The organism is Dietzia sp. CH92 (genome assembly GCF_032248695.1).
GTDB lineage: Bacteria > Actinomycetota > Actinomycetes > Mycobacteriales > Mycobacteriaceae > Dietzia.
The window spans coordinates 528,038-552,550 of sequence record NZ_JAVHXC010000001.1; the positions used below are offsets into that span (position 1 = coordinate 528,038).

Sequence of the window (24,513 nt, forward strand, 5' to 3'; positions counted from 1 at the left end):
GCCAACGCGGGCTTTGCCCCCGACCCACGCCCCGCGGACACCCCGCCGTCGGGCGGTGTTCACCGGGCACGCCTCGGGCGGGCGCGCGAGCGACTACCTTGGCCGGTGTGCGAGTAGCGATGATGACGAGGGAGTACCCGCCGGAGGTCTACGGCGGGGCGGGCGTGCACGTGACCGAACTGGTGGCGAACCTGCGGCCACTGTGTGACGTGGACGTGTTGTGCATGGGCGCGGACCGCGACACCGCCCGCGCGTTCCGCCCCGACCCGGAGCTCGGCGCGGACGCCAACCCCGCCATCCAGACCCTGTCCGCCGGGTTGCGGATGTCCGTCGCCGCTCAGGGGGCCGACCTCGTCCACTCACATACCTGGTACGCCGGGCTCGCCGGGCACCTGGCCGGTCAGCTGTACGGCGTGCCGCACGTGGTGTCCGCGCACTCGCTCGAGCCGAGCCGGCCCTGGAAAGCCGAGCAGCTGGGCGGCGGGTACCGCGTCTCGTCGTGGTCGGAGCGCAACGCGTTCGCGCATGCCGATGCCGTGGTCGCGGTGAGCGCCAGGATGAAGGACGAGATCCTGCGTGTCTATCCCGAGGTCGAGGCGGACCGGATCCACGTGATCCTCAACGGCATCGACACCTCGGTGTGGGCGCCGGTCGGGATCCCTCGCGGGGAGGACTCGGTGCTGCGTCGGCACGGGGTGGACCCGGACCGACCCATCGTCGCGTTCGTCGGCCGCATCACCCGTCAGAAGGGTGTGCCCCATCTGGTGCGCGCGGCACGGGACTTCCACCCCGACGCGCAGTTGGTCCTCTGCGCGGGTGCGCCGGACACGCCGGAGATCGCCACGGAGATGGAGACCCTGGTCGCGGAGCTGCGGGCCTCGAGGGACGGCGTCTTCTGGTTGCGGGACATGCTGCCGCGCGACGAGGTCATCGAGATCCTGTCCGCCGCGACGGTGTTCGCGTGTCCGTCGGTGTACGAGCCGCTGGGCATCGTCAACCTCGAGGCCATGGCGTGTGACACCGCCGTGGTGGCCTCCGACGTCGGTGGGATCCCGGAGGTCGTCGTCGACGGCGAGACGGGCCTGCTCGTCCACTACGACGAGTCGGAGCCCGAGGCGTTCGAGCGGGGGCTCGCCGAGGCGGTCAACGAGCTCGTCGCGGACCCCGGGCGCGCGGCGCGGATGGGACGGGCCGGCAAGGAGCGGGCCGTGTCCCGGTTCTCCTGGCAGACGATCGCCGAGCAGACGCACAGGATGTACGCCTCACTCCTCTAGCACCTGCGAGGGTCCCGGCTGATCGCGGCCGGGTCGGGGCGGTGTGGGGTCAGCGCGGCCTGCGGTAGGTGTGCACCTCGAGGTGGACGCGGACCGGCCGGTCGCCGGGGCCGAGCGTGTGCTCCAGCCGCGCGCGGTCGAGGTGGACCCCGCTGGGTCCCATGAGAGCCAGGTCGACGGCGACGGTCGCGGGCACCTCGTGGTGTCGGTCGACCACCCGGACCGGTCCCGGCTCGAATGCGCCGCCGAGTTCGGAGTCCAGACGCGCCACCTTGTCCGGTGCGGGTGCGAGCATGCCCCCGGCCGTCCGCAGCGGTTCGAGATGCCCCTCCCCCGGCACGACCACGGCGAGCGTGCCGCCCGGGCGCAGGACGCGGGCGAACTCGGCGGCGTTGCGGGGAGCGAAGACCACCTGCACCAGATCGGCGATCCCGTCGGCGAGCGGTAGGCCCTCCCACGTGTCCGCGACCAGCGCGGCGGCGTCGGGGTGCGCGCGGGCCAGCCGTCGCGCGGCGGCCGCCGAGATCTCGGTGCCGATCCCCAGCACGCCCCCGGTGCCACGGGTCTCGGCGCCGGTGGCGGCGCCGGTGGCGGTGGCGGTGGCGGTGGCGATGCCGGCGCCGGTGGCGGTGGCGGTGGCGGTGGCGATGCCGGCGAGCGCGTCCAGCACCCCCGCGAGGTAGTGGCCGGTTCCCGCCCCCGCCTCGAGGACGACCGGCCCGGGCCACGGGCGGGATCCGACCGCCGGGCCACCGTCCGCGACCGCCTCGCGCGCCACCTCGGCCAGGACGCCGACGACCCCGTCGAACAGGCCCGACCCCAGAACCCGGTCGCGGGCGGCCACCTGGTCGGCGGTGTCCCCGGGGAACCGGCGACCACGCGGGCCGAACAGGCTGAGGTACCCGTGGCGGGCGCGGTCGAACGAGTGCCCGGCACCGCAGACCACAGCCCGCGCCACCGCCCCGTCCGGCCCCGCGTCGGCCGGGCGCAGGCCCTCTCGGCAGAGCGGACAACGCAGTAACGGCACCACCCGCTCGAGGGCGCTCGGCAGCGCGGCCGGCCCGGCGCTCACGCGCGCGGTCGATCCGCGAGGTCGCGCAGGAACCCCAGCAGCGTGCGGGTCGCGAAGCCCGTCGCGACCGGGCCGACCTCGTCGATCTCCTCCGGGGAGCGGGCCGGGCCCGCGATGTCCAGGTGCGCCCACGGGCGGCCGTCGACGAAGCCCTCGAGGAACAACGCCGCCGTGATCGCGCCCGGGCCCTTCGGCGCCTGCCGACGGTCGGCGATGTCGGACCGGACCGCCGGGCGCAGGTCGTCGGGCAGGGGCAACCGCCACCACCGCTCCCCGGCCCGCGCGCCCGCGGCCGAGACCCGGTCGGCGAGATCGTCGTCGGTGGCCATGACGGCGCCCGTGCGCATGCCCAGCGCCACCTTCATCGCCCCGGTCAGGGTCGCGACGTCGACCACCACGTCCGGGTCACACTCGGCGATGCCGTGGGCCAGCGCGTCGGCCAGGACCATCCGGCCCTCCGCGTCGGTGTTGGTGACCTCCGAGGTCGTCCCACCCACGTGCGTGACGACATCACCCGGGCGATAGGCCGAGCCGGAGAGCATGTTCTCCGCCGACGGGACCACCACCGTGAGGTCCAGCTCCGCGTGCGCCGGAGAGTCGTCGGCGCAGAACGCCTCCGCCGCCGCCACCACGGCCGCCGACCCCGCCATGTCCGTGCGCATGAGGTGCATGCCCTCGGCCGGCTTGACGGAGATGCCCCCCGTGTCGAACGTGATGCCCTTGCCGACCAGCAGCACCCGTGTCCCCGGACCGGGCCGACGGGCCACGAGGACACACGGCGGGGTGGCCGAGCCACCGCCCACCGCGAGGACCCCGCCGAAACCTCCCTCGACGAGGTCGTCCCCGGAGAGCACCCGCGTGCGCATCCCGACCGCGCCAAGCGCCTCCGCCATCCGCCCCACCAGCCACTCCGGGGTCTTGAGATCCGAGGGGGCGCCGGCGAGATCGCGGGCCACCGCCGTGGCCCGGGCGGCCTCCACGGCCGCGGCCACCTCGCCCGAGACGCGCACCTCGTCGTCGTCGTCTCCTCCACCCGCTCCGGCGCCGACCACCACCAGCAGTTCCGGGGCCACCGGGACCGGCTCGGCGGCGAAGACGTCCTGGCCGCGCGCACCCACCAGGTACCCCGTCACCACGTCGGCCACCCGGTCCACCGGCACCTCACCCGGCACCGCCAACGCCACCGGATCCCCGCACCGCGCATCCCGCAGGTGCCGCGCCAGGGCCGCACCCGCCCGCCGGTGCCCCAGTCCCCGGTCCACCGCGCCCGACCAGCCCGCCCGCGGCGCCGAGTCGTCCAGCTCCACCTCGAGCACCGCGCGCCCGTCCCGGACGCCCACCCGGACCTCGGCCGCCCGACCGCGCGGGGCCCGACCCGGCTCCGGCGGCCGCATCACGGCCCGACGGGCCCGCGCGGGCACCTCACCGGAGACGACGCGGACCGCGGGCAGGGGACGACTGGGGACGACGGACATCGGCGACACCTTCCGGTAGACATGAGTCGGCGCACCCGCCACGAGGGTCGGATGCGCCGGCATCGGTGGGACGTTCGATCAGGAGGTGGCCTGAGTGAGCTCCTCGCCGAGCGACTTCGCCTCATCGGGGGTCAGCTCGACGACGAGTCGTCCACCACCCTCGAGAGGGACGCGCATGACGATCCCGCGGCCCTCCTTGGCCGCTTCCATCGGTCCGTCACCGGTCCTGGGCTTCATAGCCGCCATCGGGTCGATTCCCTTCGTCTGTGTCCGCGGGGCGCGCCCTGACAGGCGCCCGTGCCCACGATCGGTACTGCTGAGTGGATACTGACGATTCTAGCGCGTCCGGCCGGACTCGGACGTCGTAGCGGAGCGAGCGTCCGACCCGTCCGCCCCGATCGACGCCTCGTCGGGCGCCCCACCGTCGAGGGCGGCCTCCCCCAGCCGGGCCCGCAACCGGTCGATCTCGAGCGCGGCCTGCTCCAGGGTCCAGTCGACCTCCGCCATCGTGTACCCGCGGGCCGACACCCCGAACCGCACCGCCCGGATGTCCTCCCCGGTCAGCGCGCCCTGCGGCAGCCGGGTGACCGTGTGCCCCGCGGCGACGGGGGGCAACACCTCGGACCGCCCGAACACCACGACCGACAGCGCGAACAGGCCCGCGGCCACGATCAGCGTCACGACCACGTAGACGACGATGGTGAGCATCGCGCTCCCCTCCTGTAGTGACGACCGCCGCGCCCAGTCTCCCACACGGTTCAGGCCAGGCCGCGGACCGTCCGCGCAGGTGGGCGGGTCCCCACGATCGACGCCACCATCTCCAGGGCACGCATCGTGCCGGGGACGTCGTGCGTGCGGAACACCCGCGCGCCGAGATACGCCGCGACCGAGGTCGCCGCCAGGGTGCCCTCCGCGCGGTCGTCGACGCTGGCGTCCAGCGTCTCGCCGATGAAGTCCTTGTTGCTCAGCGCCATCAGCACCGGGTGCCCCACCGCCACGATCTCGTCCATGCGCCGGAGCAGCTCGAGGCCGTGGAAGGTGTTCTTGCCGAAGTCGTGGGTCGGGTCGATGAGGACGCCGTCCTCCGGCACCCCGGCCGCCAGGGCGCGCTCGGCGGAGGCCGTGAGTTCGGCGACGACGTCGTGGACCACGTCGGCATACCCCACCCGGAACGGACGCGTCCGGGGGACGGCACCGCCGGTGTGGGAACACACGAACCCCGCGCCGGCCTCCCCCGCCGCGACGAGCACACCGGGGTCGTGGCCCGCCCACGTGTCGTTGACCAGGTCCGCGCCCGCCGCCAGCGCGCGCCTCGCCACCTCGCCACGCCAGGTGTCCACGGAGATCAGGACCCGGGGATGCCGGGCGCGCACCGCCTCCACGAACGGGACCACCCGGCGCGTCTCCTCCTCCGCGTCGACCGCCTCGCCCGGCCCCGCCTTGACGCCGCCGATGTCGAGGATGTCCGCCCCCGCGGCGACGACCTCGTCCACCCGACGCATCGCCGCGGTGTCCGTGAACGTCGCGCCGCGGTCGTAGAACGAGTCCGGAGTGCGGTTGACGATCGCCATCACCAGGGGACGCTCCACCGGGACCGGGCGCCCGCACAGCGTGGGCCGGGGGGCCGGCCCGGGCTGTGCGTGGCCGGACGCGGTCACCGACGGGTGGCGGGGCGTGGTCACCTGCGGCCTCCACAGGCGTCGAGCGCGGCGTCGAGGCCGTCGCGGACCACGAGACAGTCCAGTGCCTCGGGCTTGACCAACCCGGCCTCCGCCAGCCCCTCGACCCAGTCCAGCAGCGGACGGTAGAACCCGATGGGGTCGTAGAGCACGACCGGCTTGTGGTGGAACCCCAGCGACGCCGAGGTCCACATCTCGAACATCTCCTCCATCGTCCCGATCCCGCCGGGCAGGGTGAGGAACGCGTCGGAGCGCTCCTCCATCTCGCGCTTGCGTTCCCGCATGGAGGTGACGACGACGAGCTCGTCGGCCGCCGTGTCGGCGACCTCGCGGACCCGCAGTCCCTCGGGGATCACCCCGACCGTCCGCGCCCCGCCCGCACGGGCCGCCTCGGCCAACGCCCCCATCATGGAGACGTTGCCGCCACCCGAGACCAGCGACCACCCGCGGCGGGCGATCGCGGCGCCCACCTCCGTCGCGATCTCCAACAACTGCGGATCGTAGGTGGAGGACGCGCAGTAGACGCACACCCGCCGGCCGGGGACCGGCGCCATCAGCGCTCCACCCCGCGGTGTTCCTCGCCGAAGAGATCCTCCCGCTCCTCGGACGTCACCGCGGCCCGCTGGTGGGCGTCACGGATGAACTGCACCCCCTCGGGCACCGAGTCGGTCACCAGGAACAGGTCCAGATCCGACGCGGAGATCATCCCCTGCCCGGCGAGCGTCCCGCGGATCCAGTCCACCAGCGGGGACCAGAAGTCCACGCCGAGCAGGACGATCGGGAAGCGGGTGATCTTGTCCGTCTGCACCAGGGTGATGGCCTCGAAGAACTCGTCCAGGGTTCCGAACCCACCGGGGGTGCACACGAACGCCTGCGTGTACTTGACGAACATCGTCTTGCGGATGAAGAAGTACCGGAAATGCAGGCCCAGATCGACCCACCGGTTCAGGCCCTGCTCGTGCGGGAGCTCGATGCCCAGTCCGACCGACTGGCCGTCGGCCTCCCACGCACCCTTGTTGGCCGCCTCCATCTGCCCCGGGCCGCCCCCGGTCACCACCGCGTAGCCCGCCTCGGCCAGCGCGCGGCCCAGCTCCACCGCCTGCTCGTAGGCGGGGTCGCCGGGCCGGGTGCGGGCCGAGCCGAAGACGCTGACCGCGTCCTGGAGCTCCGCCAGCGCGCCGAAGCCGTTGACGAACTCGCTCTGGATCCGCAGGACCCGCCAGGGGTCGGTGTGCAGCCAGTCGGTGTCCTGGTTCTTGTCCAGCAGCCGCTGGTCGGTGGTCGTCCGTTCCTCGTCCCTGGGGCGACGGACGAGGACGGGTCCACGCATGTGGACCGGATCGCTCGGGGCCATGGGCCGTTTCTCCTTCTCGGTCTGGTGTGGCGGGCGGCGCGGTGGATACCCGGTGAGGGCCGGGTCCGGCTCAGCCCGCGGTGGTGAGGTAGTCGCGCAGTGTCCGGGCCACCTCGGTGATCTGCGCGGCGGAACAGTGCTCGTCCCGCTTGTGTGCCAGCCCCGGGTCCCCGGGGCCGAGGTTGACCGCCGGGATTCCCAGCGCGGCGAACCGGGACACGTCCGTCCAGCCGTACTTGGCCCGGACCCTCCCCCCGGCCGCGCGGACCAGTTCGGCCGCCGCGGGCGCGCCGAGCCCCGGCAGCGCACCGGGTGACAGGTCGGTGAGTTCCCAGTAGAGGCCGGGCTCGCTCGGCGGGGTCCGACCCGCCTCCACCCGTGGGCACCCGGCGAGCCCGAGCGCGTCGAGCGCGTGGGCCAGGGCGGCGTCGGTGTCCCGGTCCGGGGCCGAGCGGAAGTTGACGTCCACCCACGCCTCGTCGGGGACCGTGTTGCCGGCGACGCCCGCCTCCATCCGCACCGCCTGCAGGCCCTCGCGGTAGACGCAGCCGTCGATGTCCACCGAGCGGGCCTCGTAGGCCGCGAGCGCGGCGAACACCGGCGCGAGGCGGTGCACCGCGTTGTCCCCCAGCCAGCTGCGCGCGGAGTGGGCGCGTACCCCGCGGGCGTGGACCCGGATCCGGAGCGTGCCCTGACAGCCCGCCTCGATCATCCCGCCGGTCGGCTCGCCGAGGATCGCCACGTCCCCGGCGAGCCACTCCCGGCGGGTGCGCTCGAGGTGGCCGAGGCCGTTCGCGGTGGCCTCGATCTCCTCGCAGTCGTAGAACACCAGCGTGAGGTCGTGCGCCAGCTCCGCACTGTCCGCGAGACCCGCGAACAGGTGCAGGAACACCGCGTCGCCGGACTTCATGTCCACGGTCCCGCACCCGTGCAGGATCCTCTCGTCCCCCGCCCCCGTGACGCGACACGGCACGTTGTCGGCGAGCGGGACCGTGTCCAGGTGCCCGGCGAGGACGACCCGCGTCGGCAGACCCCGCCTGGTCCGGGCGAGCACCCGGTTGCCGTCGCGGATCACCTCCGTCCGCCCCGCGGCGGGGCCGGTGAAGCCCGCCACTGTCGCCTCGAGCGCGGCGTGCACGGCCGAGGCGATCGCGTCCTCGTGCCGCGACGGGCTCGGGATGTCGACCAGGGCGCGGGTGAGGTCGACCGGGTCTGCGGTCAGATCGAGGGCGGCGGTCACGCCCTCCACCCTAGTTGGCGACGCCCCGTGCGCGCCCCGCCTGGGACCGGTGCGCGTCCGGGCGGACCGCTAGCATCGTGTCCATGAGTGCACATGGAGCCCTGGCCACCGGAATAGCGACGCTGACGTCCGACCACACCGTCCTCGACGTGTGGTACCCCCAGCCGGAGCTGGGCGCCGTGTCCTCGGGCGGGCACCGGGTCCTGTCCGGCGACGAGATCCCGGCCGAGCTCGCGTCCCTGACCGGCCCCGACGAGGACCGCGGGGTCGAGCGGGTGGCCGTCCGCGTGGAGATCGCCGACCTCACCCAGCCGCCGGCCGACGCCTACGACGCGTACCTGCGCCTCCACCTGATCAGCCACCGGCTCATCCGGCCGCACTTCGCCAACATGGACGGACTGTTCGGCACGCTCACCAACGTCGTGTGGACCAACCACGGGCCGTGCGCGGTGCAGGGTTTCGAGCTGGTCCGCGCCCGGCTCCGCGCCCGCGGCCCCGTGACCGTCTACGGCGTGGACAAGTTCCCCCGCATGGTGGACTACGTGGTCCCGTCGGGCGTGCGGATCGCCGACGCCGACCGCGTGCGGCTCGGCGCGCACCTGGCCGAGGGCACGACGGTCATGCACGAGGGCTTCGTCAACTTCAACGCCGGCACGCTGGGCGCGTCGATGGTCGAGGGCCGCATCTCGGCGGGCGTCGTCGTGGGAGCCGACTCCGACGTCGGTGGCGGGGCCTCGATCATGGGCACGCTGTCGGGCGGCGGCAAGGAGACCATCTCGATCGGCGAGCGCTGCCTGCTGGGCGCGAACTCGGGTGTCGGGATCTCGCTCGGCGACGACTGCGTGGTCGAGGCCGGTCTCTACGTCACCGCCGGGACCAAGGTGGACGTCCGCGCCGGCGCCTGGGCGGAGCGCGAGCCCGTCAAGGCGGGGCAGCTGTCCGGGATGGACAACCTGCTGTTCCGCCGCAACTCGGTCTCCGGCGCGGTGGAGGCCGTGCCGTGGAAGCGCGAGGGTGTCGAGCTCAACGCCGATCTGCACGCCAACGACTGAGCCCCGTAGCCCCGGCCGCTCCGGCCGGGGCCCGGGCTCAGGCCAGGCGGCGGACGGCCTCGTCGACCGTCGCGTCGGTCGCGGTGAGCGCGATGCGCACGTGCCGCGACCCCGCCGGGCCGTAGAACTCGCCCGGGGCGACCAGGACGCCCCGGGCGGCGAACCAGTCCACGGTGTCGCGGCACTGCTCGTCGCGGCTGGCCCACAGGTAGAGCCCGGCCTCGGAGTGGTCGATCCGGAATCCGGCGGCCTCCACGGCGGGCCGCAGGCGGGACCGGCGCGCCCGGTACCGCTCGCGCTGCTCGGACTCGTGGGCGTCGTCGCCGAGCGCGGCCGCCATCGCCGCCTGGACGGGCAGTGGCATCATGAGCCCGGCGTGCTTGCGCACGGCGAGCAGTTCGGCCACCAGCGCGGGATCGCCGGCGACGAACCCGGCCCGGTAGGACGCGAGGTTCGAGGTCTTGGACAGCGAGTGCAGCGCCAGCAGGCCGGTGTGGTCGCCGTCGCACACCCGCGGATCGAGGATCGACGGGGCCTCGCCCTCCCAGACCAGACCGAGGTAGCACTCGTCGGACGCGACGATCACCCCACGCTCGCGGGCCCAGCCCACGACCTTGCGCAGATGGTCCACTCCGAGGACCTTGCCGCTCGGGTTGGACGGCGAGTTCAGGTACAGCAGGGTGGGCGACGACGGCCCGAGCTGGGTGAGCGAATCGGCGCGTACGACGGTCGCCCCCGCGAGCAGGGCACCCACCTCGTAGGTGGGATAGGCGACCTCCGGGACCACGACCGTGTGCCAGGGCCCGAGCCCCAGCTGCGCGGGCAGGCCGGCGATGAGCTCCTTGGTGCCGATCGCCGGAAGGACGGCGTCGGTCGTCAGACCGCTCACGCGGTACCGACGCTCGAGTGCGTCGACCGCGGCTCGCCGTAGTGCGGGCGTGCCGACGGTCGTGGGGTACCCGGGCTCGGCCGCGTCGGCGGCGAGCGCCTCACGGATGACCGGGGCGACCGGGTCGACGGGCGTGCCGACCGTGAGATCGACGAGCCCGTCCGGATGAGCGGCCGCGCGTGAGCGCGCGTCGGCGAGGGTGTCCCAGGGGAACACCGGGAGCGCGCGCCCGGGCGGTCGACGCTCCGGGCGCGACACCACCGGTATCACTCCTGGTTCATGGGCGGGAGCGCCTTGACGAACGGCGAGTCGTAGTCGACCTTGCCGACCTTGGCCGCACCGCCGGGCGAGCCCAGCTCGACGAAGAAGTCGGCGTTGGCCGCGTTGTACTCGGTCCACTCGTCCGGGACGTCGTCCTCGTAGAAGATGGCCTCCACGGGACAGACCGGCTCGCACGCGCCACAGTCGACACACTCGTCGGGGTGGATGTAGAGCATCCGTCCACCCTCGTAGATGCAGTCGACCGGACACTCCTCGACGCAGGACTTGTCCATCACATCGACGCACGGTTCTGCGATCGTGTAGGTCACGTCAGCCACCTTCCTCGTAGCGGTATGGCCTGCATCGTATGCCACGACACGGCCCGGCGCGGAAGCCGCCCCGCATGCACATCCGACTATGTGACGACGGTCACTTCGATCGGCCGCGGCGCGGGCCCGTACACCGTGTCGCGGCGCCGGGCGGGGCGACCGATCCCGGTGGCGATCTCCTCGATCTCCTCGGGACTCTTGGCCGACCCGTTCTCCGCCCCCGCCATCCGGGAGATGGTCTCCTCCATCAGGGTGCCCCCGAGGTCGTCGGCGCCCGAGCGCAGCATCGTGCGCGTCCCCGCGACCCCGAGCTTGACCCAGCTCGTCTGGACGTGGTCGATCGCGCCGTGCAGCATGATCCGCGCCAGCGCGTGGACGGCGACGTTCTCCTCGCGCGTCGGGCCGGGTCGGGCGGCCCCGGCCAGGTAGAGCGGGGCACTGCGGTGCACGAAGGGCAGTGGCACGAACTCGGTGAACCCGCCGGTGCGTTCCTGGATCCCGCGCAGGGTCCGCAGGTGCGCCACCCAGTGGCGGGGGGTGTCGACGTGGCCGTACATCATCGTCGAGCTCGAGCGCAGGCCCACCTCGTGCGCGGTGGTGACGATGTCGATCCACTCGGCGGCGGGCAGCTTGCCCTTGGTGAGGACCCATCGGACCTCGTCGTCGAGGATCTCCGCGGCGGTGCCCGGGATCGTGTCGAGGCCCGCGGCCCGCAGCTCGGTGAGCCACTCGCGCACGCCGACGCCGGAGCGCGACGCCCCGTTGGAGATCTCCATCGGGCTGAAGGCGTGGACGTGCATCGACGGCACCCGCTGCTTGACCGCGCGCACGAGGTCGGCGTAGCCGGACACGGGCAGGTCCGGGTCGATCCCGCCCTGCATGCACACCTCGGAGGCGCCCGCGACGTACGCCTCGAAGGCGCGGTCGGCCACCTCGGCGGCGGAGAGGGAGAACGCGTCGGCGTCGCCCTTGCGTTGGGCGAACGCGCAGAAGCGGCAGCCCGTGTAGCAGATGTTGGAGAAGTTGATGTTGCGGTTGACGACGTAGGTGACGGTGTCCCCCACGACGTCGGCGCGGATCCGGTCGGCCAGGCCCGCCACCGCCGCCAGGCCGTCCCCGGTGGCGGTGGCGAGGGCGAGGTACTGCTCGTCGGTGAGGCCGGCCGGGTCGGCCTCGGCCGCCCGCAGCGCCGCGAGTACCTCGGAGTCCGCCCGCTCGGGCGTCAGGGCCGCCGCCCCCAGCTCGGCGGCGCGGGCCCGGATGACGTCCCAGTTGCCGAACGCCTCGCCGATGTCGGACCGGGTGTCCGTGGCGCGGCCCTCGGTGTCGATCGCGGTGTGCAGATCGGTCCGCCCGCTCGAGTCCCAGTCGTCGTCCGGCTCCTGCCAGGGCCGTCCCTGTGGCCGCACCACCTCGTCGTCGTCGCCCACCAGCGCCAACCCGCTGGCCGGGTCGGCCAGGGCGCGGACGTGGCCCGCCACCCTCGGATCGATCCACGCGTCTCCCGCGCCGACGTACCGCGGATGCGCGGTGAGGCGCTCGGTCAGGGTCCAGCCGTGCGCGGCGAGGTCCGCGGTGAGCTCGTCCAGATGTGGCCACGGCCGCTCGGGGTTGACGTGGTCGGGGGTCAGCGGCGAGATCCCGCCCAGGTCGTCCACCCCGGCGTCCACCAGCGCCAGCACGTCGCCGCGGTCGACGAGGTTGGGCGGTGCCTGCACGGCCACGCGCGGTCCCAGCACGAGGCGCGCCACGGCGATGGCCGCGAGGAACTCGTCGCGGTCGGCGTCGTCGGCCGAGCGCATCGCGGTGTCGGGCTTGGCGCGGAAGTTCTGGACGATCACCTCCTGCAGGTGCCCGAACTCGCGGGCGAGCCCGGCCAGGGCGAGCAGGCTCTCGGCCCGTTCGGTGCGGTTCTCCCCTATCCCCACCAGGATGCCGGTGGTGAACGGCACGGCGAGCCGGCCGGCGTCGGTGAGGGTCCGCAGGCGCACGGCCGGGTCCTTGTCGGGGCTGCCGTGGTGGGCCGCGCCCGGGGTCGTGAACAGCCGGGTCGCGGTGGTCTCGAGCATCATGCCCATCGACGGCGCGACGGGCTTGAGCCGGGACAGCTCCGCCCAGCTCATGACCCCCGGGTTGAGGTGCGGCAGCAGCCCCGTCTCCTCGAGCACGCGGATCGCCATGGCGCGCACGTAGTCGAGCGTGGAGGAGAAACCGCGGGACTCGAGCCACTCGCGCGCCTCGGGCCAGCGGTCCTCGGGCCGGTCCCCCAGCGTGAACAGCGCCTCCTTGCACCCGGCCTCGGCGCCGCGCCGGCACAGCTCCACGACCTCGTCGGGGTCGAGGAACATGCCGTGGCCGGCCGCGCGGAGCTTGCCGGGCACGGTGACGAAGGTGCAGTAGTGGCAGCGGTCGCGGCACAGCCGGGTGAGCGGCACGAAGACCTTGCGCGAGTAGGTCACCACGCCGGGGCGTCCCTCGTCGACGAGCCGGGCGTCGCGTCGGGCGGCGGCCAGCGACATGAGGCGGTCCAGGTCCTCACCGCGCGCGGCGAGCAGGACCGCCGCCTCGGTCACGTCGAGCGTGAGACCGTCGGCGGCGCGGCGCAGGGCGCGTCGCATGGCCGACGGCGTGGGCTGGGGATCGGCGGGCGGCACGACGGGATCCATACCCGCGATGATGCCCCACCGCACCGGCGCCGCGGGCGGAGCGGTGCTCCACGGGTGGTCACGGGCTTACCCGCGCCCGGCTGGCACTACTGTTGTCGCCATGCCCGATCACGCTGTGCCCCTCCGCACGAACGGGGACCCCCTGGTCTCCACGGCGGCGCCCGACCAGGGGGGCGCCCACGCGCTCCGTGAGACCCGCCCGGCAGAGGACGACGGGGCCTCCGGGGCCACGCCGGACGCCGGTGACGCCCTGCTCACCTCCAACCGTGTGCTGGTGACCGCGCCGCGGCACCGGATCGAGAAGCGCACCGCGTTGCTCTTCGTGATCGAGGGCATCTGGTCGTGGGCGGTCCTCGCCGGGCTGCAGGTGGCGTGGTTCTACTGGGGCGAGAACGTCATGGGCTTCTGGAACTGGGTCGCCCTGGGCGTGACGGTGCCGTTCGCGTTCATGGGGATCGTCGTGGCGCCGTGGTGGCGCTACCTGGTCGCGCGGTGGGACGTGTCGGACACGGCGGTGTGTTCGCGCAAGGGCTGGTGGACCACCCAGTTCCGGATCGCGCCGCTGGCCCGCCTGCAGACCGTGTACACCACGCGGACGCTGTTCGAGCGCTGGTTCGGCCTGGCCACGGTCAACGCCTCGACGGCGTCGGCGCAGGGCACGGTGGAGATCCGGGGGCTCAACCTCGCGGACGCGGAGGCGCTGGCCCAGCACCTCATCGCGATCGCCAACCTCGACACCGGGGACGGGACGTGAGCGGGCCGGGTACCGCGCCGGGCGCGGGGGGACGATCCGGGGTCGACGACGACGAGGTCGGCGCCCCGGTCGACACCGCGGACGCCCCGGAGGCGGAACCGGCCGAGCAGGTCCTGGCCCCGGACGAGCCCGCGGTCGCGGAGAAGGTCGACCCGGAGGCGCCGTGGCAGCGGTTGTCGTGGCGGATGCTGCTCGTGAACCCGCTGGGGACGCTCACCCGTCTGCTGCCGTTGTTCCTCGTCTCGCTGTGGCTGGGGTCCAACCGCAGCAACTACTGGTTCGAGACCGCGGTCATCACGCTGGTCGTGCTCGGTGGTCTGCTGCGGTGGCTCTCGACGAGCTACCAGATCGGGCGCACGCACATCATCCTGCGCAAGGGCTTCTTCAGCCGGCAGGTCGTGACGGTCGCCCGGCACCGCATCCGCAGCGTGGACACCGAGTCGGACCTGTTCCACCGGGTCATGCGCGTGTCGATCGTCGAGGTGGGCACGGGCCGCGCGGACGCGGGCAAGTCGGACGCGGAGCGGTTCCGCCTGGACGCGATCGACACCTCGCTGGTGGAGCCGCTGCGCGACGAGCTGCTCAAGCACCGCCGTGCGCTGGACCCGACGCTCTCCGAAGAGGACGAGGTCCAGTGGGGCTCGAAGTACGGTGAGGACATCGCCCAGTGGAAGGTCACGTGGGCGCGGTTCGCCCCGTTCTCCTTCATCGGCTTCGGTGTGCTGTTCTCGCTGTGGCTCATCTCGTGGCAGATGGGCGACATGCACGACCGGATCATGGACCTCGCGGTGGTCGAGGGGACGGTCGACTGGCTGGATTCGCTGGGCCAGCCGTGGGCGTTCGTGGGCAAGGGCGTGGCCATCTGGGCGGTGGCCGGGGTGCTGGCGATCATCACCTACGCGATCCGTTACGGGAAGTACGCGCTGACCGATCACGGGCAGCTGCTCTACGTCCAGAACGGCATCCTCCGGCGCAAGCACATCGCGCTCGACAAGGCGCGCCTGCGCGGGGTGGAGATGCGGCTGCCGGTGTACCTGCGGATGCTCGGCGGCGGCCGCCTCGAGCCGATCATGACGGGCACCAAGAAGGGCGCCACGGCGTCGACACTGTTGCCGCAGGCGCCGATCGCGGACGTGCGTCGGGTGGCGATCCGCATCCTCGGCGACGAGACGCCGGTGACCATCCGGCTGCGCCGCCATCCGTGGAAGGCGATCCGTCGGCGGATCACGCGCGGGCTGCTGCCGTTCTGGGTCGTCGCGGGGCTGATCGTGCTGGTGCGGATCGACTCCGGGCCCTCGGCGGACATCTGGGTGGAGTGGGGCATCCCGGCCGCGCTGGTGTTCTTCCTGGTGCTCGCGGTGGACCGCATCCGGATGCTCGGGCACGCGCTGTTGCCGGGGCTGCTGGTCACGTCGCACGGTTCGTGGTCGGCCAAGCGGACGGTGCTCGAGGCCGACGGGATCATCGGCTGGACCGTCACCCAGTCGGTGTTCCAGCGCTCGGCGGGCGTGGCGACCGTGTCGGCGGCGACCCCGGCGGGCAACGGCGTCTACTCGGTGATGGACATCGACGCCGACGAGGCGTGGGCACTGGCCGAGACGCTGACGCCGGGCATCACCGACGTGTGGCACCACGACGGCGACCCCGGCGGTCGGGTGTCACCGTCGATGGGTGTCCGGCGCGGGTGAGATCCGCAGGGTGGCCACCCACAGCGGGATGAGACCTCCGAACACGAGGAGGGCGAGGCCGCGCAGGCCGACGGGCACGGGCATGTCGCCGCCGGGGCCGAGGTCGAGCGCGACGAGGGTGAGGATCCACACGAGGGCGGGGAACGCGGCCACGATCCTGCTGTCCGACCACGTGGCGGCCACGCGGACGAGGAACAGCGACCAGGCCCCGGCGGCCAGGACGCTCAGGGGCAGCGGGACGGGGCCCACGTGGAGCGTCAGCCAGGCCGAGGCCAGGACGCAGCTCGTCGCCGCGCCGATCGCCAGCAGGGCCAGCGCGAGGCCGAGTTCGACGGGCGAGGCGGGTCGTGCCCGACGCGCCGGGTCGGTCGCGGGGTCGGCGGTGGGCCCGGTGGACCCGGTGGCCGCGGCGGTCACGACGCGTCCGCTGCGAGCCCCGTGAGCAGATGCGCGGTCCCGGACGGGCATCTGACGTAGGGCCCGTCCTCGCCGGTCCGATCGTGGGCGATGTACCACTCCACCTGCGGCACGGGCTGGAGGACACCGTTGGTCAGGGCGAGGAACCACGGCTCGCCCTCGGGTCCGGGCACCAGCTCGAGTTGCGTTGCGTGCCCGGTGAGGGCCGCCAGCTTGGCGGCGTAGTCGGCGTCGTCCAGCGGCACGCGGTGGGTCAGGCGCGAGTCGGGGACGGACGGCAGTTCGTCCGGCTCGGCGTGGCGCAGGTGCGCGGGCGGTTCGGGGTGCGTGCGGTCGAGTTCGCTGCGGGCGGTGACGGTCCAGGCGAGGCGATGGGGCCGGTGGGCGGCCTCCTCGACGGCGGCGTGCACCACCTCGTGGGCGCGGATGTGGTCGGGGTGCCCGTATCCGCCGCGGGGGTCGTAGGTCACCACGAGGTGGGGGCGGAAGTCGTCGAGGACCGCGACCAGTTCGGTCACCGCCTCGTCGCCCGACCGGACGAACGCGCGCGGGTGGTCCGCCGACGGGGTGCCCGCCATGCCCGAGTCCCGCCATCGGCCCGCGCCGCCGAGGAAGCGTGGGTGGTCGACGCCGAGTGCGCGCAGGGCGATCCCGAGCTCGCCGATCCGGTACCCGCCCAGCTGGTCGGCCCGGTCGGCGACGAGCCCGGCCAGTGCCTCGCCGAGGACCTCGCCCTCCTCGCCGAGGGTGCAGGTGAGCACGCGGACCTCGGCCCCGGCGGCCACCAGCGCGGCGATCGTCCCGCCGGTGGTGATCGCCTCGTCGTCGGGGTGGGCGTGGACGAACAGGGCGCGCAGTCCGGCCGCGGACGGCGTCGCGGGCTGCGTCGAGGACGGTGGCGCGGGCGTCGGGGTCATCCGATCCTCCTCCAGGTGGGTGCGGTGTCGAACAGGTCGGTGACGGACCGCGGTCGTCGGTCGGCGTCCCCGTCCGGCCCGGCGGGCGCGGTGCCCGGGCCACCGTGGTCCACCCCATCGGTGGCCAGCAGCACTGTTGGCCGCACCAGCGGGACGCGCAGGGCGAGCTCGGCGACGCGCTCCCCCGCGGCGACCAGGTCGGGTTCGGGGGCCGGTCCGCCCGGGGACGCCCCGTCGGGGACGCCGAGGGCGCGGTCGAGCGCGGGATCGCAGATCCCGGCGACGTCGGAGGCGCGGGCGGCGGCGTCCCGGCCGATCGTGCGGGGCGGGGTGGTCGGGGTGGTGGTGGGCGTGCCGGAGCCCGTGCTGGTGCCGGTGCCGGTGGCGTGCCGCTGCGGGTTCTGTCCGGTGTCCGGCTCCGGCGGCGACAGGCTGGTCACGGTCGTGCGGGGCCGCGCCGGGGGCGTGGTCGTCGACTCGGACCCGGTGGCGGTGGCCGACGTGCCCGGGGCCGGGCGGGTCCGGGCGGTGTCGCAGGCGAAGCGGGACAGCGCGGCGACCTCTGGGGGCCCGTCGGTGCGCTGCCACCCCACCACGGCGTCGACGAGGCCGTGGGGCAGGGCGTCGGCGTGGAGATCGGTGTGGTCGAGCTCCCAGACCCGGGCCCCGATCCCGGCTCCGCGGAGCTGGTCGGCGAGTGTGTAGGCGGCGGTCACGGCGCGGTCGTCGGTGGCCTCGACCCCGATCGTGAGGGACAGCGGGGTCCCGTCCCGCTGCCAGCGCGGACCGCGTCGGGTGAACCCGGCGTCAGTGAGGGTGCGGGCGGTGAGCGCGGGATCGGCGGTCGGGGCGGCGGCGGACCCGTCCGGGAAGGGGAAGGAGGTCGCGGCGGGACCCGACTCACCCGTGACGATCCGGCCGACCACCCGCGGGTCGAGCGCCGCCGCGGCGGCGCGGCGGATCTCGGGGTCGGCCACGGCGGGGGCCACGGAGTTGAACGCGAGCTCGAGTTGCGCGGTGGCGTCGAGGGTGGTGCCGGAGACCCCGGGAACGGTGGCGGCGACGTCGGTGGCGACGGGCGTGGCGGAGACCAGCGCCATCGCCCCGGGCCCGTCGCGCAGGGCGGCGCCGAGCTGGCCGGGCCCGGTGGCCCGCCGCACGACGATCTGCTCGATCTCCGGCGCCGTGGCCCAGTAGCGGTCGTTGCGGACGAGCTCGATCTCACCGCGGCCGATGTCCGCCGTGCGGATCATGAACGGCCCGGCGCTCATGACGGGCAGTCGTTCCATCGACCCCTGGAAACCGTCGGGCGCGCCCTTGAGGATGTGCGCGGGGAGCATGTGCTGGAACAGCGAGCGCCAGTGTGTGGGGACGGTGTCGAAGACGATGTCGACGACCTTGCCGCCGGCGCCGGAGCGGACGTCGACGATCCGTTCGTACCCGGCGGGGTCGACGACCCCCGGTTCGCTGATCATCTGCCGCCACAGGTACTCGAAGTCCTCGGCCGCGACGGGCACGCCGTCGGACCACTGGGCCTGCTGGTCGATGGTGTACCTGATGGTCTCCGGCGACCCCGGCAGGGGGCCGGCGGAGCGGAGCAGGTCGCGGTTGAGGACCGGGTCACCGTCGGGGCCGGGGACGAACGCGCTGGGCAGGACGAGCGAGGCGACGAGGTCGGTGTCCACGCCCTGGTCGCCGAGGAGGTGGGGGTTGAACCCCTCCTCGAGGCGGTCCACCGCCAGGAGGACCCCGCCGTCGGTGAGGGTGACGGCGGTGCCGTCGGTGCGCTCGTCGCCCACGACCGTGGGGGGCGGCGGGTCGGCGACACACCCGGTGACGACGACGAGGGCGAGCGCGGCGCCCAGTACGGCGGATGCCCGCCGGCGCGCGAACGCCCCCGTCGTCGTCACCTTCTCACCCCGTCAGTGGACGGACTGCTGCTCGCGCGACTTGGCCTTGCTGCGGGCCTTGGCCCGCTCGGTGGCGGTCAGCGCGACCTTGCGCACACGGATCGCGTCCGGGCCGACCTCGACGCACTCGTCGCCGGCACAGAACTCCATGGCCTCCTCGAGCGAGAGGTTGCGGTGCTTCTGCAGCGTCTCTGTGGCGTCGGAGGTGGCCGACCGCATGTTGGTGAGCTTCTTCTCCTTGGTGATGTTGACGTCCATGTCCTCGGAGCGCGGGTTCTCACCCACGACGACGCCCTCGTACACCTCCGAGCCGGGCTCGATGAAGAAGTCGCCGCGGTCGGCCAGGCCGAGCAGCGCGAACGCGGTGGCCTTGCCCGCACGGTCGGCCACGAGGGAGCCGGTGTGCCGCGAACGGATCTCCCCGACCCACGGCTCGTAGCCGGCGGACACGGAGTTGGCGATGCCGGAGCCGCGCGTCTCGGTCATGAAGGTCGTGCGGAAGCCGATCAGGCCGCGGGCCGGGACGAGGAACTCCATCCGGACCCATCCGGTGCCGTGGTTGCTCATCTGCTCCATGCGGCCCTTGCGCGCGGCCATGAGCTGGGTGACCGCGCCGAGGTACTCCTCGGGCACGTCGATGGTCATGTGCTCCATCGGCTCGTGGACCTTGCCGTCGATGCGCTTGGTGACCACCTGCGGCTTGCCCACGGTGAGCTCGAAGCCCTCCCGGCGCATGGTCTCGACGAGGATCGACAGCGCCATCTCACCGCGGCCCTGCACCTCCCAGTCGTCGGGGCGCTCGGTGTCGAGCACCTTGAGGGAGACGTTGCCCACGAGCTCCTGGTCGAGGCGCGCCTTGACCATCCGCGCGGTGAGCTTGGTGCCGCCGTTGCGTCCGGCGAGCGGGGACGTGTTGACGCCGATGGTCATGGAGATCGCGGGCTCGTCCACGGTGATGGCGGGCAGCGCGACCGGGTTCTCCGGGTCCGCGAGGGTGTCGCCGATCATGATGTCGCTGATTCCGGCCACCGCGACGATGTCGCCGGCCACGGCCTCCTCGGTGGGGACGCGCTCGACGCCCTCGGTCGCGAGGAGCTCGGAGATCCGGACGGTCTTGGTCTCGGTCCCGCCCTCGGGCAGGTGGTGGATCCACGCGACCTGCTGCCCCTTGCGGAGGCGGCCGTTGTGGATGCGGACCAGGCCGATGCGGCCGAGGAAGTTGGACGCGTCGAGGTTGGTCACGTGCGCCTGCAGCGGGGCGTCGGCGTCGCCACGGGGGGCGGGGATGACGTCGTAGAGGAGCGAGAAGAAGTCGTCGAGGTTCTCGGCGTCCGGTTCCTGGCCGTTGGCCGGCTGGGTCGTGGAGGCCTTGCCGGCGCGACCGGAGGCGAACACGACGGGCAGTTCGAGGGCGCGCTCGGCGGCGGCCTGGGCGTCGGGGTCCTCGAGGTCCGAGGCGAGGTCCAGCAGGAGGTCCTGCGCCTCCTCGACGACCTCGTCGATCCGGGCGTCCGGGCGGTCGGTCTTGTTGACCACGATGATCACCGGCAGCGAGGCGGCGAGCGCCTTGCGCAGGACGAAGCGCGTCTGGGGCAGCGGGCCCTCGGACGAGTCGATGAGCAGCACCACGCCGTCGACCATCGACAGACCGCGCTCGACCTCGCCGCCGAAGTCGGCGTGGCCGGGGGTGTCGATGATGTTGAGGACGAGGTCGGCCCCACCGGAGCCCGCGCCGGGGCGGCGGACGGCGGTGTTCTTGGCGAGGATCGTGATGCCCTTCTCCCGCTCCAGGTCCCCCGAGTCCATGACGCGGTCCACGAGCTCTGCGCGTTCGTCGAACGCCCCCGACTGACGCAGCATCGCGTCGACGAGGGTCGTCTTACCGTGGTCGACGTGCGCGACGATCGCGACATTACGGAACTCGGTCTGGGCCATACGCTGGGTTCTCCCTCGGAGGCTTACGGCGCCGAGGCGGCTGATGTCACCGCCGGGGCGCGTGGCGTGGGAATCGGCGGGGTCTCCCGCGTGATCCACAAGCGCGTCCGGTCGAGCGCGCGTTGCGTGACCACATTACCCGCTGATGGGCGCGGAACCCCTATCCCGAACCCCACGGCCGCCACCGCTACCTGCGTTGTTATTTACATCACGTACAACTTCTGTAACATCAGCCCCAGCCGACTCGCGCTGCCGAGTCCGCCCGTCCCCGATACGGGGGCACTGTGAGATTATCGAGCGGTCGCCCGGTCGGCCGCCGACCGGTCCGCCCACCCCGCCGAAGAATGGACTCGCCAGTGACCCGCCACTCGCTCAGGACCTCGTTCCGGACCCTCGGCCTCGGCGCCGCCACCGCCGTCGTGGTGGGACTCGCCGCGCCCGCCACCGCCGGCGCCCAGTCCCTGGACGAGCTGGGTCGCCCGACCGAGCCAGTCCTCCAGGCGATCGAGAAGGTCGCGGCTCAGCAGTGGATCCCGGAGGAGACCCGGGGCACCATCGCGCGTCTCGTCGGCTTCTTCCGCGGCACCGGCGAGCCCGGCACGCCGCTGCCCGAGAACGGCCCGGTCATCGCGCAGTTCGCCTACCCGACGATCATGCAACAGTGCATCGGTGGGGAGCAGACCGCCGTGGGCGCGGCCACCGCGGTCCCCGGCCCCGCGGACCTCCCGCTGCCCGGTATCGCACCCGGCCACCTCGGCTTCATCTTCACCGCCCTCGGCACCGAGGGCGTCGCCGCCCAGCAGGCCCAGCCCATGACCGTCGACTGGTTCAACGTCAGCAACGGGCGGCGCGGCACCACGGTCCTGGGCTACAACGGCATCAACGAGGGCGGGCCGGCCACGGTCAACGGGGTCGCCGACACCGGCCCGGGTCAGGTGCTCATGCTGCTGCAGGGCGGGGTCACCACGAACCTCGAGAACGGCGGGACCGCCAACTGCGTGGCCTTCCCCACCGTGGGGACCGCGTTCGTCCCGTGACCGGCGGGGGCCGGGAGTCGGGGCGGTCCGCCCGCGACCCCGACCGGACTCTGACCGAGGCCCGGCTCGCCCTCGCGGGCGACGGGCCTCTGGTCGTCCTCACCGGCGCCGGCATGAGTGCCGAGAGCGGTGTCCCCACGTTCCGCGACGCCCAGACCGGCCTGTGGGAGCGATACGATCCCACGGCCCTGGCGACACCGGAGGCCTGGGCCCGCGACCGCGACACCGTCTGGGCCTGGTACCGCTGGCGGGAGCACCTCGTCTCCGGGGCACGGCCCAACGCCGGCCATCTCGCGGTGGCCCGCACGCAGGCCCGCCGTGAGGTCACCGTGGTCACCCAGAACGTCGACGACCTCCACGAACGCGCCGGTTCCGAGCGTGTCCACCACGTCCACGGGAGCCTGTTCGCCCACCGGTGCGACACCTGCGGGTCGCCGATGGACGTGGGCGCGCCCCCCGCCGACCCGGTAGACCGCATGACCCCACCGTCCTGCGAACGGTGTGGCGGGCGGGCCCGTCCCGGCGTCGTGTGGTTCGGCGAGCTGCTCCCCCGCGCCCCCTGGGAGGCCGCCGTCGACGCGGTCACCTCCGCCGCGGCGGTGCTCGTCGTGGGGACCTCCGGGCTGGTCCATCCCGCGGCCTCGCTCCCCGGCCTGGCGGCGGACGCCGGGCTCCCGGTGGTCGAGGTCAACCCCGGCCCCTCGGGCCTCGGCCCCGAGGTGAGCGTCCACGTGCGCTCCACGGCCGGCGACGCCCTCCCGGCGCTGCTCGACGCCTGACCGCCGGATCGGCCCCGGATACCCGCCCCGGAGCGGCGGCGATCGCGCTAGGTTGACCGGACCGGGACCTCACCCCCGAGGCCGCGGTTCTCCACCCCGCAGAGGCCAGGAGGTCAGCCGTGTCCGATCCGTCAACCGCCGCCCCGCCCGCGGACGCCGAGGCCACACCGCCCCCCGCGCCCCGGGTCTCCTCCGTCATCGCCGCCGAACTGATCGGGACGTTCTGGCTCGTCCTCGGCGGGTGCGGCACCGCCGTGTTCGCGGCGGTGCAGGTCGCCACCGCCGACACCGGTGACGTCCCCGTCGGGGTCGGTTACCTCGGCGTGTCACTCGCGTTCGGCCTGACCGTCCTCACCGGCGCGTACGCGTTCGGCCACATCTCGGGCGGGCACTTCAACCCGGCCGTGACCGTGGGCGCCGCGATCGCCGGACGCCTTCCCTGGTCCGCGACACCAGTCTACGTCGTCAGCCAGGTCGTCGGCGGCCTGGCCGCGGGCGCGGTGATCCTCCTGGTCGCGTCGGGGAAGGACGGGTTCGAGGCCACCGGGCACATGGCCGCCAACGGCTTCGGGGCCCATTCGCCGGACGGTTACAGCCTGCTCTCGGCCCTGATCATCGAGGTCGTCCTCACCGCGGTGTTCGTGTGGGTCATCCTCGGTTCCACCGATCGCCGGGCCCCGGCCGGGGTCGCGCCCGCGGCGATCGGCCTGACCCTCACCCTGATCCACCTGATCTCGATTCCCGTGACCAACACCTCGGTGAACCCGGCCCGCTCCACGGCCGTCGCGTTCTTCAACGGGGACGGCGCCCCCGGCCAGCTGTGGCTGTTCTGGGTGGCGCCGATCGCGGGCGCCCTCCTCGCCGGAGCCCTCTACGGTCCGTTGTTCGGCGAACGCCCCCGGCGCGTGTCGCACTGACGGCGGCGGCCGCCGGGGAGTCTTCCCCGGCGGCCGCCCTCCGCGTGCGCTCTACCGACGCGGCTCGTCCGGACGACCGTGCTCGCGCAGCCCGTCCGTGACACCGCGCCCGCGGCCCGCGTCCGCACCGCCCGGGCCGGTCGTCCCCGGATCGGCGACGCCCCCGGGTGCCGCGAGCCCCGCCGCGTCGTCCGGGGTCGCATGGCGACCGAGCGTGCCCTCCCCGCCGGGCCGGCCCGGGGTCGCATCGTCCGCCGCCGCGTGACGGCCACGGTCCGCGGTGTCAGCCGGACCCGCGGCGACGTGGTCGCGACCGCCGTCTCGACCGTGGTCGTGACCGTGGTCGTGCCCGTGGTCGTGGCCGTGTCCGCGCTCGCCCCGGTGTCCGCTGTCGTCCCGGCGATCCCGCCCCTGCTCATCTGCGCGGTGCCGCGGGTCGAGCTTCTCGGCGGTCTGCTCCATCCGCTTCACGTCACGGTGCTGCTCGTCCAGTGTGCGGCGCTGCTCGTCGGCCTCGGCGCGCAGCCTGTCGGCCTCCGCCGCCTTCGCCCTGGCCTCCTGCTCGGCCGCGCCCGCACGGTGCTCCTGCTCGCGGGCCGCCGCGTGTTGACGCTCGAGACGCTGTTCGCGCTCGCGGGCCTCGGCACGGAGCTCCGCCGCCTCGGTCAGTTTCCTCCGGTTGTTGTTCCTCACCGCCAGGGCGATGAGCGCGATCACGACGATCAGCGCGACCACTCCGATGACGATCCAGATGATCGGGTCCACGGCTGCCTCCCTCGGTACGGGGTCGGATGAACCTGGAACGTAACCCCGGCCGGAGGGCATCACCACCGGAGCGCGGTCGGCGGACACCGCCCCGGGTGCGGGC

General features: G+C 73.7%; 23 protein-coding genes. 7 read left to right on the forward strand and 16 right to left on the reverse strand.

Annotated features, from left to right (window positions below; genetic code table 11):
* The first annotated feature begins 107 nt into the window (after positions 1 to 107).
* Positions 108 to 1,274, forward strand: a complete 1,167-nt coding sequence (gene glgA, locus RWK90_RS02495) for a glycogen synthase (RefSeq protein ID WP_314034338.1) — start codon at positions 108 to 110, stop codon at positions 1,272 to 1,274.
* A gap of 49 nt (positions 1,275 to 1,323) precedes the next feature.
* Here glgA and RWK90_RS02500 read toward each other — a convergent pair whose 3' ends face one another.
* From RWK90_RS02500 to dapE, 8 genes are all read right to left on the reverse strand, one after another.
* The gene (locus RWK90_RS02500; RefSeq protein ID WP_314034339.1) at positions 1,324 to 2,346 is read right to left on the reverse strand and encodes a putative RNA methyltransferase; all 1,023 of its coding nucleotides are present in this window, start codon (positions 2,344 to 2,346) and stop codon (positions 1,324 to 1,326) included.
* Entirely contained in the window at positions 2,343 to 3,821 is a 1,479-nt protein-coding gene (locus RWK90_RS02505) for a M17 family metallopeptidase (RefSeq protein WP_314034341.1), read from the reverse strand. Before RWK90_RS02505 ends, RWK90_RS02500 begins: the two co-directional genes overlap by 4 nt.
* Positions 3,822 to 3,899: 78 nt before the next feature.
* Positions 3,900 to 4,067, reverse strand: a complete 168-nt coding sequence (locus RWK90_RS02510) for a DUF3117 domain-containing protein (protein WP_007629831.1) — start codon at positions 4,065 to 4,067, stop codon at positions 3,900 to 3,902.
* 90 nt (positions 4,068 to 4,157) lie between these two features.
* A complete protein-coding gene (locus tag RWK90_RS02515; protein WP_314034345.1) occupies positions 4,158 to 4,529 on the reverse strand; it encodes a DivIVA domain-containing protein in 372 nt (123 codons plus the stop codon).
* A 50-nt stretch (positions 4,530 to 4,579) separates the two neighbouring features.
* On the reverse strand, positions 4,580 to 5,392 hold the full coding sequence (gene folP, locus RWK90_RS02520) for a dihydropteroate synthase (protein ID WP_314034756.1): 813 nt from the start codon (positions 5,390 to 5,392) through the stop codon (positions 4,580 to 4,582).
* A 107-nt stretch (positions 5,393 to 5,499) separates the two neighbouring features.
* The gene (locus RWK90_RS02525; RefSeq protein WP_314034347.1) at positions 5,500 to 6,054 is read right to left on the reverse strand and encodes a TIGR00730 family Rossman fold protein; all 555 of its coding nucleotides are present in this window, start codon (positions 6,052 to 6,054) and stop codon (positions 5,500 to 5,502) included.
* The gene (locus RWK90_RS02530) at positions 6,054 to 6,854 is read right to left on the reverse strand and encodes a TIGR00730 family Rossman fold protein (RefSeq protein ID WP_314034349.1); all 801 of its coding nucleotides are present in this window, start codon (positions 6,852 to 6,854) and stop codon (positions 6,054 to 6,056) included. Before RWK90_RS02530 ends, RWK90_RS02525 begins: the two co-directional genes overlap by 1 nt.
* Positions 6,855 to 6,924: 70 nt before the next feature.
* Positions 6,925 to 8,094 carry a succinyl-diaminopimelate desuccinylase gene (gene dapE / locus RWK90_RS02535; protein WP_314034351.1) on the reverse strand — a complete coding sequence of 390 codons (1,170 nt, stop codon included), beginning with the start codon at positions 8,092 to 8,094 and terminating at the stop codon, positions 6,925 to 6,927.
* Positions 8,095 to 8,177: 83 nt separating this feature from the next.
* Between dapE and dapD the strand changes: the two genes are divergently transcribed.
* A complete protein-coding gene (dapD, locus tag RWK90_RS02540; protein WP_314034353.1) occupies positions 8,178 to 9,146 on the forward strand; it encodes a 2,3,4,5-tetrahydropyridine-2,6-dicarboxylate N-succinyltransferase in 969 nt (322 codons plus the stop codon).
* A 37-nt stretch (positions 9,147 to 9,183) separates the two neighbouring features.
* On the opposite strand, the gene dapC is transcribed toward dapD, so the two are convergent.
* From dapC to RWK90_RS02555, 3 genes are all read right to left on the reverse strand, one after another.
* Positions 9,184 to 10,296 (reverse strand): succinyldiaminopimelate transaminase, encoded by a 1,113-nt coding sequence (gene dapC / locus RWK90_RS02545; protein WP_314034355.1) that lies wholly within the window; start codon positions 10,294 to 10,296, stop codon positions 9,184 to 9,186.
* A gap of 5 nt (positions 10,297 to 10,301) precedes the next feature.
* Positions 10,302 to 10,625, reverse strand: coding sequence for a ferredoxin (fdxA, locus tag RWK90_RS02550; RefSeq protein ID WP_314034357.1), 324 nt, complete (start codon positions 10,623 to 10,625; stop codon positions 10,302 to 10,304).
* Positions 10,626 to 10,711: 86 nt separating this feature from the next.
* Positions 10,712 to 13,291: a bifunctional FO biosynthesis protein CofGH gene (locus RWK90_RS02555; protein ID WP_314034359.1), complete on the reverse strand. Its 2,580-nt coding sequence runs from the start codon at positions 13,289 to 13,291 to the stop codon at positions 10,712 to 10,714.
* Positions 13,292 to 13,391: 100 nt separating this feature from the next.
* Here RWK90_RS02555 and RWK90_RS02560 point away from each other — a divergent pair, with 100 nt between their 5' ends.
* Entirely contained in the window at positions 13,392 to 14,045 is a 654-nt protein-coding gene (locus RWK90_RS02560; protein WP_314034361.1) for a PH domain-containing protein, read from the forward strand.
* On the forward strand, positions 14,042 to 15,733 hold the full coding sequence (locus RWK90_RS02565; RefSeq protein WP_314034363.1) for a PH domain-containing protein: 1,692 nt from the start codon (positions 14,042 to 14,044) through the stop codon (positions 15,731 to 15,733). Before RWK90_RS02560 ends, RWK90_RS02565 begins: the two co-directional genes overlap by 4 nt.
* Here RWK90_RS02565 and RWK90_RS02570 read toward each other — a convergent pair.
* From RWK90_RS02570 to typA, 4 genes are read right to left on the reverse strand one after another with little or no spacing between them, the layout of a single operon-like run.
* Positions 15,704 to 16,150, reverse strand: coding sequence for a hypothetical protein (locus tag RWK90_RS02570; RefSeq protein ID WP_314034365.1), 447 nt, complete (start codon positions 16,148 to 16,150; stop codon positions 15,704 to 15,706). The genes RWK90_RS02565 and RWK90_RS02570 overlap by 30 nt on opposite strands.
* Positions 16,147 to 17,067 carry an N-acetyl-1-D-myo-inositol-2-amino-2-deoxy-alpha-D-glucopyranoside deacetylase gene (gene mshB / locus RWK90_RS02575; protein ID WP_314034367.1) on the reverse strand — a complete coding sequence of 307 codons (921 nt, stop codon included), beginning with the start codon at positions 17,065 to 17,067 and terminating at the stop codon, positions 16,147 to 16,149. Before mshB ends, RWK90_RS02570 begins: the two co-directional genes overlap by 4 nt.
* On the reverse strand, positions 17,064 to 18,977 hold the full coding sequence (locus RWK90_RS02580) for an ABC transporter family substrate-binding protein (RefSeq protein WP_314034369.1): 1,914 nt from the start codon (positions 18,975 to 18,977) through the stop codon (positions 17,064 to 17,066). Before RWK90_RS02580 ends, mshB begins: the two co-directional genes overlap by 4 nt.
* Positions 18,978 to 18,989: 12 nt before the next feature.
* Positions 18,990 to 20,912: a translational GTPase TypA gene (gene typA / locus RWK90_RS02585; protein WP_314034371.1), complete on the reverse strand. Its 1,923-nt coding sequence runs from the start codon at positions 20,910 to 20,912 to the stop codon at positions 18,990 to 18,992.
* 356 nt (positions 20,913 to 21,268) lie between these two features.
* Between typA and RWK90_RS02590 the strand changes: the two genes are divergently transcribed.
* The 3 genes from RWK90_RS02590 to aqpZ all read left to right on the forward strand — a co-directional run bounded on the left by RWK90_RS02590 (position 21,269) and on the right by aqpZ (position 23,645).
* A complete protein-coding gene (locus RWK90_RS02590) occupies positions 21,269 to 21,949 on the forward strand; it encodes a hypothetical protein (RefSeq protein WP_314034373.1) in 681 nt (226 codons plus the stop codon).
* A gap of 50 nt (positions 21,950 to 21,999) precedes the next feature.
* Positions 22,000 to 22,728 (forward strand): NAD-dependent deacylase, encoded by a 729-nt coding sequence (locus RWK90_RS02595; protein ID WP_314034758.1) that lies wholly within the window; start codon positions 22,000 to 22,002, stop codon positions 22,726 to 22,728.
* Between the two features lie 209 nt (positions 22,729 to 22,937).
* Entirely contained in the window at positions 22,938 to 23,645 is a 708-nt protein-coding gene (gene aqpZ, locus RWK90_RS02600; protein ID WP_314034760.1) for an aquaporin Z, read from the forward strand.
* Positions 23,646 to 23,696: 51 nt separating this feature from the next.
* On the opposite strand, the gene RWK90_RS02605 is transcribed toward aqpZ, so the two are convergent.
* Positions 23,697 to 24,410, reverse strand: coding sequence for a hypothetical protein (locus RWK90_RS02605; RefSeq protein ID WP_314034375.1), 714 nt, complete (start codon positions 24,408 to 24,410; stop codon positions 23,697 to 23,699).
* Positions 24,411 to 24,513 lie beyond the last annotated feature (103 nt).

Coding starts and splice junctions, on each gene's coding strand:
- RWK90_RS02505 (WP_314034341.1), bottom strand. CDS start 3,821: ATGTCCGTCGTCCCCAGTCGTCCCCTGCCCGCGGTCCGCGTCGTCTCC.
- RWK90_RS02510 (WP_007629831.1), bottom strand. CDS start 4,067: ATGGCGGCTATGAAGCCCAGGACCGGTGACGGACCGATGGAAGCGGCC.
- RWK90_RS02515 (WP_314034345.1), bottom strand. CDS start 4,529: ATGCTCACCATCGTCGTCTACGTGGTCGTGACGCTGATCGTGGCCGCG.
- folP (WP_314034756.1), bottom strand. CDS start 5,392: ATGGCGATCGTCAACCGCACTCCGGACTCGTTCTACGACCGCGGCGCG.
- RWK90_RS02525 (WP_314034347.1), bottom strand. CDS start 6,054: ATGGCGCCGGTCCCCGGCCGGCGGGTGTGCGTCTACTGCGCGTCCTCC.
- RWK90_RS02530 (WP_314034349.1), bottom strand. CDS start 6,854: ATGGCCCCGAGCGATCCGGTCCACATGCGTGGACCCGTCCTCGTCCGT.
- dapD (WP_314034353.1), top strand. CDS start 8,178: ATGAGTGCACATGGAGCCCTGGCCACCGGAATAGCGACGCTGACGTCC.
- RWK90_RS02555 (WP_314034359.1), bottom strand. CDS start 13,291: ATGGATCCCGTCGTGCCGCCCGCCGATCCCCAGCCCACGCCGTCGGCC.
- RWK90_RS02560 (WP_314034361.1), top strand. CDS start 13,392: ATGCCCGATCACGCTGTGCCCCTCCGCACGAACGGGGACCCCCTGGTC.
- mshB (WP_314034367.1), bottom strand. CDS start 17,067: ATGACCCCGACGCCCGCGCCACCGTCCTCGACGCAGCCCGCGACGCCG.
- typA (WP_314034371.1), bottom strand. CDS start 20,912: ATGGCCCAGACCGAGTTCCGTAATGTCGCGATCGTCGCGCACGTCGAC.